Below are 16071 nucleotides of genomic sequence, written 5' to 3' on the forward strand. Positions count from 1 at the left end.
TCAGATCTCGAGGTTGTCGATCAGGCGCGTGCTGCCCAGGCGCGCCGCGCCCAGCACCACCAGCGCATCGCCGGCCTTGGGCGGCTGCAGGTCGTCGCGGCGGCGCACCGTGAGGTAATCGGGCTGCCAGCCGCGCGCGGCCAGCGCCTGCATGGCGCGCGCTTCGAGCGCGGGCAGGTGGCGCTCCAGGCCGTCGGCCGCGGCCAGGGCGTCGCGGCCCAGCGCGCGCAGCGCGAGCGAGAGCTGCACCGCCTCGGCGCGCTCGGTCTCGCTCAGGTAGCCGTTGCGCGAGCTCAGCGCCAGGCCGTCGGGCGCGCGCTCGGTGGCGCCGGCCACGATGTCGATCGGCATGGCGAACTGTTTCACCATGCGCCGGATCACGAGCTGCTGCTGGTAGTCCTTGAGGCCGAAGACCGCGGTGCGCGGGCCCTTGGCCTCGCTGAACACGCACTGGAACAGCTTCATCACCACGGTGCACACGCCGGTGAAGAAGCCCGGGCGGAAGTGCCCTTCGAGGATGTCGGCGAGGTCGGCGGGCGGCTGCACCTTGTAGCCCTGGGGCTCGGGGTACATCTCGCGCTCGCTGGGCGCGAACACCAGGTCGCAGCCCGTGGCCTGCAGTTTCTCGCAATCGGCCTCGAGGGTGCGCGGGTAGGTGTCGAAGTCTTCGTGGGGCGCGAACTGCAGGCGGTTGACGAAGATGCTCGCGACGGTGACGTCGCCGCGTGCCTTGGCGGCCTTGACGAGCGCGAGGTGGCCGGCGTGCAGGTTGCCCATGGTGGGCACCAGGGCGGGCGAGTCGTAGGGCCGGAGCGCGTCGCGCAGGTCGGCGATGGTGTGGACGAGTTTCATGGAAACGAAGGGAAGACCGGCCGTGCCGGGACGCTCACCAGGCGTGCAGGGAGTCGTCGGGGAAGGAGCCGTCTTTCACGGCCCGCACGTAGTTGCTCATGGCCTCGCGCACCGAGCCGGCGCCGTCCATGAAGTTGCGCACGAACTTCGGGTTCTTGCCGAGGTTCACGCCCAGCATGTCGTGCATCACGAGCACCTGGCCTGCGGTGCCCTTGCCCGCGCCGATGCCGATGGTGTGGCAGTGCGGCAGCTGCTGCGTGATCTCGGTGGCGAGCGCCGCGGGGACCATCTCGAGCACCAGCATGGTGGCGCCGGCGTCCTGCAGTTCGAGCGCGTGGCGCTTGAGCGTGAGCGCGGCCTGGTCGCCGCGGCCCTGCACGCGGTAGCCGCCCAGCGCGTGCACCGTCTGCGGCGTGAGGCCCAGGTGCGCGCAGACCGGAATGCCGCGTTCCACGAGGAAGCGCACGGTCTCGGCGGTCCAGCCGCCGCCTTCGAGCTTGACCATGTGCGCGCCCGCGTGCACGAGTGCGGCGGCGCTGCGCATGGCCTGTTCTTTCGATTCGTGGTAACTGCCGAAGGGCAGGTCGCCCAGCAGCCAGGCCGTGCCCTGCACGCGGCGCAGGCCGCGCGCCACGCTTTCCACGTGGTAGGCCATGGTCTCGAGCGTGACGCCCGAGGTGCTGGCCAGGCCCTGGCAGACCATGCCGAGCGAGTCGCCCACCAGCAGGCATTCCACGCCCGCGGCATCGGCCACGGCCGCGAAGGTCGCGTCGTAGGCGGTGAGCATGGTGATCTTCTCGCCGCGCTCGCGCATCTCGGCCAGGCGGGGCAGGCTCACGGGCTTGCGCGCGGGCAACGGCGACGCGGTGGGCAAGGTGCCGTACGGCGTGGCGGAGGTGGGGTTGCTCATGTCTGGGACCGGTGCCGGGCCGGGCGGTGAACGAGAATGGCGGACTATAGTGCATCGCACCATGAAGGTGCCCAGCCCTTTCCCACGATGAAACACCTCTCCGAATTCGACGCCGCCGACCTCGCCGCGCTGGCCGCGCAGGACGTGGCGCGGGCCCTGGCCGAAGACGTGGCCACGGGCGATCTCACCGCCGCGCTGGTGGATCCGCAGCGCCCGGCGCGCGCCCGCATCCTCGCGCGCGAGAGCGCGGTCGTCTGCGGCCAGCCCTGGGTCGAGGCCGCGGTGCGCGCGCTCGATCCGCAGGCCCGCCTGCGCTGGCACGTGGCCGAGGGCGCGCGCTGCCAGGCCGACCAGACCGTGCTCACCATCGAAGGCCGCGCGCAGCCGCTGCTGACGGCCGAGCGCACGGCGCTGAACTTTCTGCAGCTGCTGTCGGCCGTGGCCACGCAGACCGCCGTGTACGTGGCCGCCGTGGCGGGAACGCGCGCGGCCATCGTGGACACGCGCAAGACCCTGCCGGGCCTGCGCCTGGCGCAGAAGTACGCGGTGAAGACCGGCGGCGGCGTGAACCACCGCATCGGCCTGTTCGACGCCGTGCTCATCAAGGAGAACCACATCGCCGCGGCCGGCGGCGTGGCCGCGGTGCTGCAGCGGGTGCGCGAGACCGCGCCCGCGGCGCGCTTCGTCGAGATCGAGGTCGAGACCCTGGCGCAGCTCGATGAGGCCCTGGCCTGCGGCGCCACCATGGTGCTGCTCGACAACATGGACCTTGCCACGCTGCACGAGGCGGTGCGCCGCAACGCCGGCCGCGCCATCCTCGAGATCTCCGGCGGCGTCAACCTGTCCACCGTGCGCGCCCTTGCAGAAACCGGCGTGGACCGCATCTCCATCGGCGCCCTCACCAAAGACGTGAAGGCCATCGATTTCTCCATGCGCTTCGAAGCGCTCTGAGGCACCCCATGAGCCAAGCCACCGGCATCATCGACGTCGAATACGAACAGCCCGCCTGCCCCACGCAGCACGCCTGGGCGCGCGTGCCCGTGGAGCCCGGTCCGAAGCAGCGCGCCGAGCTCAAGGAGCGCATCAAGCGGCTGCTCAAGGAACGCAACGCGGTCATGGTGTCGCACTACTACGTGCACCCCGACCTGCAAGACCTCGCAATCGAAACCGGCGGCATCGTGAGCGACTCGCTCGAAATGGCGCGCTTCGGCCGCGACCACGCGGCCAGCACGCTGGTGGTCTCGGGCGTGCGCTTCATGGGCGAGACGGCCAAGATCCTGAGCCCCGAGAAGACCGTGCTCATGCCCGACCTCGACGCCAACTGCTCGCTCGACCTCGGCTGCCCCATCGGCGAGTTCAGCGCCTTCTGCGACGCCCACCCCGACCGCACCGTGGTGGTCTACGCCAACACCAGCGCGGCCGTGAAGGCGCGCGCCGACTGGCTGGTGACCAGCAGCTGCGCGCTCGACATCGTGCGCGCGCTCAAGGACAAGGGCCACAAGATCCTGTGGGCGCCCGACAAGCACCTGGGCGGCTACATCCAGCGCGAGACCGGCGCCGACATGCTGATGTGGAACGGCTCGTGCATCGTGCACGACGAGTTCAAGGCCTTCGAGCTCGAGGCGCTCAAGAAGGAACACCCGAAGGCCAAGGTGCTGGTGCACCCCGAGAGCCCGGCCGAGGTGGTGGCGTTGGCCGATGCCGTGGGCTCGACCTCGGCCATCCTCAAGGCCGCGAAAGAGCTCGACGCGCCCGAGTTCATCGTCGCCACCGACAAGGGCATGATGCACATGCTGCGTCAGCAGAACCCGGGCAAGCTGTTCATCGAAGCGCCCACCGCGGGCAACAGCGCCACCTGCAAGAGCTGCGCGCACTGCCCCTGGATGGCCATGAACGGCCTGGCCGGCGTGGCCGAGGTGCTCGAGAAGGGCCTCAACCGCATCGAGGTCGACCCGGCGCTGATCCCGCGCGCGCGCCTGCCCATCGACCGCATGCTGGCCTTCACCGCCGCGCACAAGGCGGGCCGCGACGCCGGCGCGCTGGTGCCCGACATCGGCGCGGCCTGATCCCCATGCCGGCCCCGCGCGTGCACGCGCGGCTGGCCTTCGCGGCCAGCGGGCTCGCGGGCCACGGCCCGCTCCACCTCGACTTCGGCGCCCCGCGCGCCATGCTGCAGGCCTCGCACCTGGGCGAGGTGCGTGCGGTGATCGACGCCGCCGAGGCCGCCGCACAGGCCGGCGCCTGGGTGGTGGGCTGGCTCGCCTACGAGGCCGCGGGCGCGTTCGACGCCGCCTTGCCCACGCACGCGCCCGATGGCCCGCTGGCCTGGTTCGGCGTGCACGACGCGCCGCTGAGCGCCCCTGCGCCCGCCGCGGTCGATGAACCCGCCCCGCGCGCCGCCTGGGCCGACACGCCCGCCGAGCGCGCCGCCTTCGACACCCACGTGCAGGCGCTGCTGCAGGCCATCGCACACGGCGAGCTTTACCAGGCCAACCTCACCACGCGCTGGGCCGGCACGCTGCAGCACGGCAGCGCGCTCGCGCTGTTCGAGGCGCTGCGGCGCGAGCAGCCTGCCGACTGGGCGGTGTTCGTTGACGCGGGCACGCAGCAGGTGCTCAGCGCTTCGCCCGAACTGTTTTTCGACTGGGACCGCGACCAGGTGCTCACGCGCCCCATGAAGGGCACCGCGCCGCGCGGCCGCGATGCCGCCGACGACGCGGCGCTGGCCGCGCAGCTCCAGGCCAGCCCCAAGGAACGCGCCGAGAACGTGATGGTGGTCGACCTGCTGCGCAACGACCTCTCGCGCGTGGCGCGGCCGGGGTCGGTACAGGTGCCCGCGCTGTTCGAGCTGCGGGCCCTGCCCACGGTCTGGCAGATGACCTCCGACGTGCGCGCGCGCACGCGGCCCGGCACGCGGCTGTTCGACCTGCTGCAGGCGCTGTTCCCCTGCGGTTCGGTCACGGGCGCGCCCAAGCGCCAGGCCATGCGCCGCATCGTTCAGCACGAAGACAGCGCGCGTGGCGTGTACTGCGGCGCGGTGGGCGTGCTGCGGCCCGGCGCCGGCGCGACCTTCAACGTGGGCATCCGCACCGTGGCCGTGCGCGGCCGCGAACTGCGGCTGGGCGTGGGCAGCGGCATCACGGCCGGTTCGCTCGCGCGCAGCGAATGGCGCGAATGGCAGCACAAGGCGGCCTTCGCGCAGCGCGCGGCCGAGCCCTTCGAACTGCTGGAAACGCTCGCGCTCGACGGCGGCCACTGGCGCCACGAGGCGCTGCACCGCGAACGCATGGCGGCCTCGGCGCGCCACTTCGGTTTCGCCTGGACCGCGGCCGCCTGGGCGCAGGCGCTGCGGGCCGTGGCCAGCGCGCACCCCGCCGGCCTCTGGCGCGTGCGTGTGCTGGGCGCGCGCGACGGCCGCATCGTGGCCACCGCCCACGCCCTGGCCGGTACGCCGGTGCCGGTGCGCCTGGTGCTGGCCGAGCGGCCCTTCCTCGCGGCGCACTCGCCCTTCGTGCGCCACAAGACCACACGGCGCGCGCCCTACGAAGCCGCCGAACAGGCCGCGCCCGGCGTGTTCGACACGCTGCTTTGGAACGACGACGGCGAGCTCACCGAGTGCACGCGCGGCAACGTCGCGCTGCGCTTCGAGGGCGAGGGCTGGCTCACGCCCGCGCTGGACGGCGGGCTGCTGCCCGGCATCGGGCGGCAGGTGGCGCTGGCCGAAGGCCGCGTGCGCGAAGCGGTGCTGCCGCGCGAGCGCCTGCATGAGGCGCGCGAGATCGCGTTCTTGAACAGCCTGCGCGGCTGGCTGCCTGCGGTGATCGCCCCTCAGGGCTGACCCGGCCGGGCACGCGCCGCCGCGCCCTGGGCGCACCTTGCGGCCCACCCATACCCCCCGCCCGTTGTGGCCCGGCGCAACGCATGTAATGCGCGGCTTGTTCCGCTTGCTCCCTTGCCGTGCGCCTGTTCCGCTTCGTGTTTTCCGCTTGGCCATTCGCCCCGCGCATTGGCGTTCGCATCGGCGTGTGCCTGGGCCTGTTCGCCGCACTGCAGGGCGCGCTCGCCAGCCCGCCGGCCGCCGCCGAGCGCGCCGAGGCCGAGCAGCGCCGCATCGACGAGCGCGCCCGCCAGCAGCGCGAGCTGCTGCAACCGCGCGCAGACGCACCCCAGCGGCCCGACCTCGCGCTGCCTGCGCTCGATTGGCCTGAGGCCGAAGCACCCTGCGTGGTGATCCGCTCGGTGGGGCTCGCCGGTGGCGATGCCGAGCGCTTCGGCTTCGTGCTCGACGACATCGTCTCCGGCCCCGATCCCGCCATCGGCCGGTGCCTGGGGGCGCAAGGCATCACGGTGGCGGTCGAGCGTGCGCAGCGCGCGCTGGTGCGCGAGGGGTACGTGACCACCCGGGTGCTGGTCGGGCCGCAAGACCTCGCGCCCGGACGGCTGGTGCTGAGCGTGCTGCCCGGTCGGCTGCATGCCCTGCGTTTCGCCGCAGGCACCCGCCCGCGCGCCCGGGCGGTCAACGCGCTGCCGGTGCGCCCGGGCGATGTCCTCAACCTGCGCGACATCGAGCAGGGCCTGGAGAACTTCCGGCGATTGCCCAGCGTGGCGAGCGAGGTCTTCATCGAGCCCGCCGACGATGCGTCCGCGAGCGATCTGCGTATCGTCTGGCAGCAGGCGAAACCCTGGCGGCTGAACGCGTCGATCGACGACAGCGGCTCCCGGGCCACCGGCCGCTACATGGGCAGCGTCACGCTCAGCGTCGACCATGGCCTGACGCTCAACGACCTGTTCTACCTCACGCTCAACCACGACCTGGGCGGCGGCGAGCCGGGCATCCGCGGCAACAACGGCCACACGGCGCACTACTCGCTGCCCTGGGGCTACTGGCTGCTGGGCTTCACCGCCGCGCACAGCCAGTACCACCAGAACGTGGCGGGCCCGTTCGAGAACTTCGTCTACAGCGGCACCAGCGACAACGCCGAACTCAGCCTCACGCGGCTGCTGCGCCGCGATGCCCGGGGCAAGACCGGCATGGCCGTGAAGGCCTGGGCCCGGCGCGCCGACACCGCCATCGACGGCGCCGAGGTGGAGCCCCAGCGCCGCGCCACCGGGGGTTGGGAGCTGGGCCTCTTCCACCGCCAGGCGTTCGCCAGCGCCACGCTGGACCTGCAGCTGTCGCACCGGCGCGGAACCGCGGCGTTCAACGCCTTGCCGGCCCCTGAGCAGGTCGACGGTGAAGGCACATCGCGTCTGCGCGTGACCACGCTGGACACCAGCCTGCAGGCGCCGTGGCGCGCCGCCGGCCTGCGCGGCCGTGTGCAGACCACGCTGCGCGCCCAGCACAACGGCACCGCCTTGCCGGCGCCCGACCGCTTCGCCATCGGCGGGCGCTACACCGTGCGCGGCTTCGACGGCGAAACCAGCCTGTCGGGCGATCGCGGGGTGCTGCTGCGCAACGAGCTCGGTCTGTCGCTCGGTGCCTCGCCGCACGAGGCCTACCTGGGCCTGGACCACGGCCGCGTCGGTGGCCCATCGACCCGCTGGATGAATGGGCGCCGCCTCACGGGCGCGGTGGTCGGCCTGCGCGGCAGCGCCGGCGCTTGCGCCTACGACCTCTTCCTCGGCTGGCCGCTCCAGCGGCCCGCCACGTTCCACACGTCCAGCGCCACCGCCGGCTTCAGCCTGAGCGCCGCGTTCTGAACCGCCCTTGTCCCCATCGCCATCCGCACGCCCCATGCCCCCGACGCCGCCTCGCCGCCTCCTGTTTGCGCTCCTGCTGTCCGCCGGGGCCGCGCTCCACGCCCAGATCCTGGTCGACCGCAGCGCCCCCGGGCACCAGCGGCCCACCGTGCTCAGCGCCGCCAACGGGGTGCCCCTGGTCAACATCCAGACGCCGAGTGCGAGCGGGGTCTCGTTCAACCGCTACAGCCAGTTCGACATCGGCCCGGGCGGGGCGGTCCTCAACAACGGGTCGAGCGCTTCCAACACCCAGCTCGCCGGCTGGGTGTCGGGCAACCCCTGGCTGGGCAATGCGCCCGCGCGCGTCATCGTCAACCAGGTCAATTCGCAGAACCCCAGCTACCTCAACGGGCCGATCGAGGTGGCGGGGCAGCGGGCCGAGGTGGTGGTGGCCAACCCGGCCGGCCTGAGCGTCAACGGCGGCCGGTTCATCAATGCGCAGGGCGTCACGCTCGTCACCGGCACACCGGTCATCACCGATGGCGCGCTCGAGGCGTTTCGCGTCACCGGCGGCAGCGTGTTCATCGGCGAGCTGGGGCTGGACCTCAGCAGCGCCGACCACGCCCGCATCCTGGCCCGGGCCATGGCCATCAACGGCGGCCTGTGGGCGAACCGGCTCACGGTGGTCACCGGCAGCAACGCGGTGCGGGCCCTGGCCTCGGGCGATGCGGCCACGGCGCAAGCCCTGGCCGCCACCGGCGCGGCGCCCGACTACCTGCTCGATGTGGCGGCCATCGGCGGCATGTACGCGCAGCACATCTACCTGCGCGGCACCGAGGCCGGGCTGGGCGTGAACAACCGGGGCGCGCTCAACGCCCAGGGCCGGTTGCAACTGCGCGCCGACGGGCAGCTCGTCAACACCGGCACGGTGCTGGGCGGCGACACGGTCGACATCGACACGGCCCGCGTGGACAACCGCGGCCAGGTGCTCGGGGGCTCTGTGGCGATCCGCACCGGCGTGCTCGACAACGGCGAAGGTGCGGTGATCGCGGCGCGCGGCCCGCTCACCATCGACGCGCAGGAGCGCATCACCAACCGGCGCGGCGCGCTGCTGCTCAGTGGCGGCGACATGGCCCTGACCACGGGCCGGCTCGAGAACCGTTCGGCGCGCATCGAGGCCCTGGGCGATCTTGATGTCCGGGCGGGCAGCCTGCTCAATGCCAACGAGCACCTGCAAACCGAGGTCATCGAGGGCGAGGGGGTGGGCCGCACGCTGTACTTCACGCCCGCCGGCGAGGTCGATACGCAAGCCGTGGCGTGGATGGCGGTCAAGCCCTACGGCCTGTCGGGCGGCGACGACTACACCCGACAGGGCCGCGCCTGGATCCTGCGCAAGGGCAGCGTCTGGGCCGACCCGGTCTACAGCACCTGGTACCACGGCCCCGAACCGTTCGAGGCCGCGGGCTGGGTGAGCGTCGGCAGTGGCGACAGCGAGGGGCAGGTGTGGCAGGACGCCCGGTTTGCCTACACCCGCGACGACCCGATCTGGGCCGCGCTGGACGTGACGCCGCCCGCGGGCGGGCCCCCCGGCCCCATGCCCAGGCCGACCCAAGGCAGCGACACGCCCTGGAACCAGACGGCCGACCCGAAAGCGCTGGCCGAGTGGCAGGCCCAGGCCGCGCCGTGGGTGGCGCTGGGCGAGAAGCTCGCCGCGCTGCGCGCCGCCATCAACAGCGAGCTGCTGCCGTTCGACATCCAGCAGACCGTGGTGGAGCGCCGGCCGGCGCTGCGCACCTTGCACAGCGAGCCCGGGCAGATCCTGGCGGGCGGGCAGATGCGCCTGGACGTGGGCGGGCCATTGCTGAACCAGGACAGCGCCATCGTCGCGGGCGGGGCCTTGCGGCTGCCGGGCGTGAGCGTGGACAACCGGGCCACCGAGGTGCCCGCCCGCATCACGCGCCGGGGCACCGCCCTCACCTGGGGCGTCGTCGACCACACCTGCAATGCCATCGAATGCGACACCGAGTACGGCTGGGTGGCCACCCCGGTCGACCAGTCGCTGCCGACCATCCTCAAGGCCCCGGTGGGCCGCGTCGCGCAGGCCGCGCCCGATGCCCCCACCGCGCTGCCGATCGACCTCGGCAGCGTGCTGTTCGCGCCGGTGGCCGATCCGGCGGCGGGCCATCTCTACGAGACCGACCCCCGCTTCACCGACCGGCGCCAGTGGCTCGACGCGGACCTGCAGCTCGCTCTGCTCGGCCTGGACGCCCATGCGCTGGCCCCGCGCCTGGGCGATGGCTTCATCGAGCAACGGCTGGTCGGCGAGCAGATCGGCACCCGCACCGGTCAGCGCCGGCTGGACGGCTTCGACGACGACGAAGCGCAGTACCGCGCGCTGCTCGAGGCCGGCGCCACCTTCGCGCAGGCGCACGAACTGCGCCCCGGCATCGCGCTCAGCGCCGGGCAGGTGGCCGCCCTCACCAGCGACATCGTCTGGCTCGAAGCCCAGACCGTCACGCTGCCCGACGGGCGCACCGCCACCGCGCTGGTGCCGCGCGTGTACCTGCGGCCGCGCGCGGGCGATCTCTCGCCCGAGGGCGCGCTGCTGGCCGGCCAGACGGTGCAGCTCGATCTGAGCGGCGGGTTCGTCAACGGCGGCACGGTGGCCGGCCGCGACCTGGTGCTCATCGACGCGCAAGGCGTGCGCAGCAGCGGGCGCATCGGCAGCCAGGGCATCACGGCCCTGCGCACCACGCAGGACATCGCCGTCGACGGCGGTGCGCTCACGGCCCGCGATGCCCTGGTGGTGGAGGCCGGGCGCGACCTGCAGGTGAGCAGCACCACCAGCGCGAGCGCCGATGGGCAGGTGGCGCTGCGCGACCGGGTGGCCCGGCTGCAGGTGACGGGCGAAGCGGGTGTGCTGCTGGCCCAGGCCGGCCGCGACCTGGCCCTGAACGCCGCGGCCGTGCAGGGCGACCGGGTGGGCCTGCAGGCCGGGCGCGACCTGAGCCTGGGCACCGTCGACACCCACGAGAACCTCGATGCCACGCGCGACGAGCGCAACTACGGCCGGGTGGCCCGCAGCGCCGAGGCGGGCACCGTGGTGGGCGGCAAGACCGTCGCGCTGTCGGCCGGCCGCGACGCGAACCTGCGCGCGGCCCAGGTGCAGGCCGACGGCGATCTGCAGGTGGATGCCGGGCGCGACCTGAACATCGCCGCGGGCGAAGCGCGCTACGAGGTGGCGCATGGCCTGCACGCCAGCGACGGCGACTTCATGGGCGCAACCAGCACCGAAACCCGCCGGCTCGACGCCCACACCCAGGCCCAGGGCAGCGCCCTGGGTGGCCGACAGGTGAGCCTGAACGCCGGGCGCGACGTGCGCGTGCAAGGCTCTGACGTGGTGGCGGACGAGAACCTGCAGGTCGGTGCCGGGCGCGATGTGCGCGTGACCAGCCAGGCCACCACCGAGCGCCACGAGCGCTTCAACGAAGAAACGACCCATGGCGTGTTCGGCGGCAACGCCGGCGTCACGCTGGGCAGCGAGCAGCAGAGCCGCGAGCAGCGCAGCAGCGGCACCGGGGCCGCGGGCAGCACCCTGGGGACGATTGCCGGCAACGTCGACATCCGGGCCGGGGGCGCCTACGAGCAGAGCGGCTCCGACGTGTTGACCGGTGCGGGCGACATCGATGTGCGCGCCCGCTCCATCGCCATCACCGACACCACCACCACCGAACAGCGTTGGCAGCGGGACAAGGCGCGCCAGGGCGGCATCTCGATCGGCGTGAGCGGCGCGGTCGTCGAGGCCATGCAAGGCGTGGCCGAGAGCGTGGAAGCCATCGGCAAGACCGACGACCGGCGCATGCAGGCCCTGGGCGCCGCCACGGCCGGGCTGCAGACCGCGCAGGCCGTGAGCGCGGCGTCGCAGGCCGCGGGCGGCGGGGCCTCGGGCATCAGCCTGAACATCAGCATCGGCGGCTCGAGCAGCCAGAGCACCACCGAAGGCAGCGCACGGACCGCGCAAGCCAGCCGCGTGAGCGCGGGCGGGCGGGTGAACCTGATTGCCAGCGGCGCGGGTGCGGACAGCGACATCGTCGTGCGCGGCAGCGACATCCGCGCGGGCACGACCGCGCGGCTCAAGGCCGACGGCGATGTCGAGCTGCGTGCGGCCGAAAACACGGTGCACGAGCGCACCGACAGCCGCAACCAGTCGGCCAGCGTCGGCGTCGGCTTTGCGCTGGGCGGCGGGGGGGCGGGTTTCGGCATCACCGCCAGTGCGAGCGCGGGCAAGGGCCACGCCGAAGGCGAGATGCTCACCCACCGCAACAGCCACGTGGAGGCGGGCCAGCAGGTGGTCATCGAATCGGGCGGCGACACCACCTTGGCCGGTGCGGTGGTGAGCGCCGAGCGGGTGCAGGCCGACATCGGCGGCGACCTGCGCATCGACAGCCCGCAGGACCACCTGCGCTACCGGGAACGCAGCCAGCAAGCGGGCGGCAGTGTGAGCTTCGGCGCCGGGGCGGTCACCGGGGGCTCGCTCAGCGCCAGCGGCACCCGCATCGACAGCGACTACGCCAGCGTCGGCGAGCAGAGCGGCCTGCGCGCGGGCAACGGCGGCTTCGACGTCCACGTCAAGGGCAAGACCACGCTGAACGGCGGCGCCATCACCAGCACCCAGGCGGCGGTGGAGGCCGGCAGGAACCGCTTTGAGAGCGAAGGCGGGGCGGCGCTGACCGACATTCAAAACCGCGAGACCCACAGCGCCGAGTCGGCCGGCGCGACCGTGGGCGTGGGCGAAAAACAGAGTGGTAGTGGCATGGGGTGGGGCTCGGAAGAGGGCAAAGCCGCGAGCACCACACACGCGGGTATCTCGGGTATCGCCGGCAACAAATCCGCGCGCACCGGCGATGCCGGCACCGGTCTGACCCCGACCTTCGACAAGGACCGCGTGCGCAACGAAGTCAACGCGCAGGTGAGCATCACCAAGGGCTTCGGACAGCAAGCCAGCAAGGCGATCGGTGATTTCTCTGCCAATCAGCTGAAAGAGGCTGAGCACAAATTGCAGCAAGCTCGGGAGGCAGAGGCATCGGGCGATGCATCGCGGGCCAGCCAGCTGCGCGGCGAAGCGCAGCAACTGCAAGACGACTGGGGCGATCAGGGCACGATGCGTCTGCTGGCGCACACCGTCGTCGGAGGGCTTGCTGGCGGCGCCACCGGTGCGGCGGGCGCAGCCACGGGCACGCTCAGTGCGCCGGTGGTGGCCGATGCGCTGCAAGCCGCTGGCATCGTTGGCCCTCTGGCCGATAGCCTGACGGCGCTGGCCAGCACGGTGGCAGGTGGGATGGTCGGTGGCACTGCAGGCGCGGGCTCTGCGCTCAATGAGGTGACCAACAACTACCTGAGCCATCAGGAAAGGCAGGCCTTCAACAAGGCCGACAAGGCCTGCAAGACCTCGGGCCAGCAATGCGACACCGCGGCAGCCCTGAAGTACAAGGACGAACTCAGCGACCGCCTGCTGGCCAACGCGGTGGCCAGCTGCGAAGGCAGCGCGTGCAATGAGACGGTCAACTACATCAACCAGCAGCTGGCCGCCGTGGGTTGCACAGCGCCGCAAGCCTGTCCCGATCAGAGCACCTTGCTGGGCTACTGGCGCGTTGCCCAACAAAAGGCCCAAGGGCTTGAAGCGGTGTACCCGGAGGCGTGGCTGCTCGATGCCAAGGCGGCGCTGGATTTGGCCAAGCTCGGGATCCACGTGGCGACCGGAGGCGGCAATGGCAGCCTGCGCGCGCTCGATGCGTTGGGCAAGACGTCGGCCGATGAGATGACGAAGGTAAGCAACAACGCCCTTCGAGATGACTGGCAGCAGTTCGATCACTTCAGAAGTCCCACCTCAACACGTCCGGGCGGAGAATGGGACTGGCAACAACAAGCGCCCAACAATGGTGCCGTTCCGGGAACAGCGAAAACGGTCACGATGGACGTTGGAAATACCTTGGATCGCTACGGCTCCAGGAGTGGTCAGTACTTTTCGCCCGTGGACACGCCGCTGGAACAACGGGCGCTACCCCCTGGAAAGCAAGCCGATCCCTATGAGCAGTATTCAGTTCTCAAGCCGTTCACCGTCGTGGAAGAAAAGGTCGCTCCGGCTTTCAACCAGCCAGGAGGGGGAGTGCAGATGCGGGCTGTGATTCCAGAGGTGAAGAATGGCTACGCCAACATCGACGAATTGATCCAGTATGGATATCTCAAAAATATGAGAGTTAAACCATGAACATTCAGTGGAGTGATCGCTATGAGTTTCCTCCATCGCTTCCCGATGCGGATCCGGACTGGCCGCTAAGGGAGCTTGCTGCTGAGCTTCAAAGACTAAAGGTGAATGTGGATGTGAAGATGCTCGGCGTTCCCGACGCGTTTCCAGATGGAGGGTGGAACATACACAAAGAAGATGGTGTGTGGCTTGTCTATCACTCGGAACGAGGAAGGCGCTCGCGACCCTCGATCTTTACAAGTGCCTTTGATGCAGCCAACTTTTATTTATGGATTCATGTGAGCAATCCAAAAGCTGATAACAGTTCGGTTGGACGTTTGCCTCGAACGCCAATCAATAAATGACATTGATTGTTTAGGGCAGCCGACCAGGCCTAAAACGCACAAATCGTGACAGTGCGCACTGGCGAGTCTGAAGTGGCTGGGACATGGATGATGCGGGCGGAAGATATCCAAGGTCTCAGTGCCGAGCAAATCGCCAGTAAGTTCGCTTTGCCGCAAGTGCCCACGCACGTGGTGGATGTCAGGGTGTCAGCAGGCCAGACCATGCGGGTGTCGGTAGCCAACGACGTGCAGATCAAGCAGGGGTTGGGAGGTAACGGGGGCGGTGGTGGCGTGCAGTTTGAGGTGACGAGTCAGCCGAAAGACATGGTTGAGTTTCGTAGTTGGTTCTCCAATCCGAGGCCCATCAGATGAGCAGAGAAATTCTGAAGTTCTGTGATTTGCAGGTTTGTGATGTTGTCTCTCTGCTTGGAGGGGATCGCATCGTTCATCTAAGTCCGTATTCAACACCCGACTTCCCAATGGGAAAGGATTGGCCAGACATCGAACTCGCGAACCACAACGTCTTTCGTATGAACGTGAAAAACGAAGTGGTGTGGCAGGTGCGGCGGGTGGAAAACGAGACGCGGATGCCTTGGGATCGGTTGCACGAGCGCGCCAAAGAAATGCATGCGCAGGGCAATTCTGATGGTCGCTATACCGCCATGGGCTTCCTCGACCCTTTTACCGCTTTGAACTTGGACGAACGCTCAGCGATTGTCCCGGAACCCAAAGGCGTGTGGCGTCCGGGGTGCGAGGTCTACTTGCTCACCCGCTGGTGGAGTTGTTTGCTGGATCCAGAGACGGGAACCGCTGCCTGCACGGGAGAGCAGCTGAAGTAAGTGTCTCGAAGCCAACGCGGGCCTGCGCAAGGTCGAAGGCGAGACGCAGGGTCGGCTTTGATTGGCTACACGCTTCTTTACTCTGAAAGTCGCGTTTTGGGCGGCATGGCATTTGTGGTCGGCTGTGTGTTGCTAGGCTTCGCGGGACTTTCCAACAGCGCTTCGGCGATTGGATTACGCCCCTTCGATGGGGATGCTGTGGGCTGGTCCGAGATCGAGAAGTCGGGCAAAAAGCCTAGCGGCTCAGAGAAGTGTTAACTGCCTAGGTTGTCGCCGCCAGCGTGCTTGATGCTCTAGCTAGGAGCCCGAATGCACTTAATGTTGCGTGCGACCATGGTCGAACATGTGGCTAACGCCGATCCGTCGAAGAAGTGGCCGGGGCGATGGCTTGAAGTTGTCGATACCGACGAGGCTCCGCAAGAGTCTCGTTGGCAGCTGTGTGTTCCCCGGTTCAGATTGATGTGCGACGCCATCATGTCCGATATCCAAAATGCCAAGGGGTCGGGTGCGATGACCATGGAAGCCATTCGACGTGTGGAGCGCGCTGAATCCTTTGCAGAGGAGCTGGGAGGCAATGCTTGGTACACGTACATCACTCCGAGTCGGGTTTGGTTTGAAGGTCAATACGAGCAAGGCGAAGGCGGCGCGGTCAGCCTCGATCAATTCAAGTTGGCTGTAGATACTTACGTGCGTTTCCTATCCGATCCCGAGCACAAGACCATCGAGGTGCCGTTTCCGGCCGAATGAGCCCGACACCAGCCGCGATGCGGAGTACATCGCCAAGACCGATCAGCAGGTGCTCAAGGACAACCGATTCGACATGGATCACGTGCTGGAGGGCGAGATCAATGCGAAAGGTAAGGCCACTGGCTACCATGCGGAGCTCGCGGCGGATGGGGAGGCGCGGATCAAGCCGGGGGCGGAGATCAGCTACAACGCCAATGGGACGTATGAGGCGCCGGTGCAAATCTGGGATGCGGACAAAGGTAAGTGGGTAGACAAGGCTCGCGAGTCCACGTTCTTCCCGCCGTCATGGTCACAGGCGCGAACTGAATACGAGGTGTCCGAGGCGTTCAAGAACAAGTTGCCCGCGCCCAACGGGGGATGGGAGGGTACTAGTCCCAGCGGAATCAAGATGAAGTTTTTCTGGGATTCGACGAACCAACGCACAACGTTCTATCCGCTCGGAGGCGAGCAGTGAGA

Annotated in this window: 12 protein-coding genes; 10 read left to right on the forward strand and 2 right to left on the reverse strand. The window is 69.6% G+C overall.

Annotated features, from left to right (window positions below):
- Both panC and panB read right to left on the reverse strand, forming a co-directional pair.
- Nucleotides 1-852, reverse strand: a complete 852-nt coding sequence (gene panC, locus G9Q37_RS21325; RefSeq protein WP_166230597.1) for a pantoate--beta-alanine ligase — start codon at nucleotides 850-852, stop codon at nucleotides 1-3.
- A 34-nt stretch (nucleotides 853-886) separates the two neighbouring features.
- On the reverse strand, nucleotides 887-1762 hold the full coding sequence (gene panB / locus G9Q37_RS21330; RefSeq protein WP_166230599.1) for a 3-methyl-2-oxobutanoate hydroxymethyltransferase: 876 nt from the start codon (nucleotides 1760-1762) through the stop codon (nucleotides 887-889).
- A gap of 87 nt (nucleotides 1763-1849) precedes the next feature.
- Between panB and nadC the strand changes: the two genes are divergently transcribed.
- The 10 genes from nadC to G9Q37_RS21380 all read left to right on the forward strand — a co-directional run bounded on the left by nadC (nucleotide 1850) and on the right by G9Q37_RS21380 (nucleotide 16069).
- Entirely contained in the window at nucleotides 1850-2713 is an 864-nt protein-coding gene (nadC, locus tag G9Q37_RS21335; RefSeq protein ID WP_166230601.1) for a carboxylating nicotinate-nucleotide diphosphorylase, read from the forward strand.
- An 8-nt stretch (nucleotides 2714-2721) separates the two neighbouring features.
- Entirely contained in the window at nucleotides 2722-3828 is a 1107-nt protein-coding gene (nadA, locus tag G9Q37_RS21340; protein WP_166230603.1) for a quinolinate synthase NadA, read from the forward strand.
- 5 nt (nucleotides 3829-3833) lie between these two features.
- Nucleotides 3834-5600, forward strand: coding sequence for an aminodeoxychorismate synthase component I (pabB, locus tag G9Q37_RS21345; RefSeq protein ID WP_166230605.1), 1767 nt, complete (start codon nucleotides 3834-3836; stop codon nucleotides 5598-5600).
- A gap of 119 nt (nucleotides 5601-5719) precedes the next feature.
- On the forward strand, nucleotides 5720-7462 hold the full coding sequence (locus G9Q37_RS21350) for a ShlB/FhaC/HecB family hemolysin secretion/activation protein (protein ID WP_240936451.1): 1743 nt from the start codon (nucleotides 5720-5722) through the stop codon (nucleotides 7460-7462).
- Between the two features lie 34 nt (nucleotides 7463-7496).
- Nucleotides 7497-13709, forward strand: a complete 6213-nt coding sequence (locus G9Q37_RS21355; protein WP_166230607.1) for a hemagglutinin repeat-containing protein — start codon at nucleotides 7497-7499, stop codon at nucleotides 13707-13709.
- A complete protein-coding gene (locus G9Q37_RS21360; protein ID WP_166230609.1) occupies nucleotides 13706-14050 on the forward strand; it encodes a hypothetical protein in 345 nt (114 codons plus the stop codon). Before G9Q37_RS21355 ends, G9Q37_RS21360 begins: the two co-directional genes overlap by 4 nt.
- 51 nt (nucleotides 14051-14101) lie before the next feature.
- The gene (locus G9Q37_RS21365) at nucleotides 14102-14401 is read left to right on the forward strand and encodes a hypothetical protein (protein WP_166230611.1); all 300 of its coding nucleotides are present in this window, start codon (nucleotides 14102-14104) and stop codon (nucleotides 14399-14401) included.
- Nucleotides 14398-14868, forward strand: a complete 471-nt coding sequence (locus tag G9Q37_RS21370; RefSeq protein WP_166230613.1) for a hypothetical protein — start codon at nucleotides 14398-14400, stop codon at nucleotides 14866-14868. Before G9Q37_RS21365 ends, G9Q37_RS21370 begins: the two co-directional genes overlap by 4 nt.
- Nucleotides 14869-15186: 318 nt before the next feature.
- Nucleotides 15187-15615, forward strand: a complete 429-nt coding sequence (locus tag G9Q37_RS21375; RefSeq protein ID WP_166230615.1) for a hypothetical protein — start codon at nucleotides 15187-15189, stop codon at nucleotides 15613-15615.
- A gap of 49 nt (nucleotides 15616-15664) precedes the next feature.
- Nucleotides 15665-16069, forward strand: a complete 405-nt coding sequence (locus G9Q37_RS21380) for an EndoU domain-containing protein (protein ID WP_166230617.1) — start codon at nucleotides 15665-15667, stop codon at nucleotides 16067-16069.
- Nucleotides 16070-16071: the final 2 nt, after the last annotated feature.

It is taken from the genome of Hydrogenophaga crocea, from assembly GCF_011388215.1.
Classification (GTDB): domain Bacteria; phylum Pseudomonadota; class Gammaproteobacteria; order Burkholderiales; family Burkholderiaceae_C; genus Hydrogenophaga; species Hydrogenophaga crocea.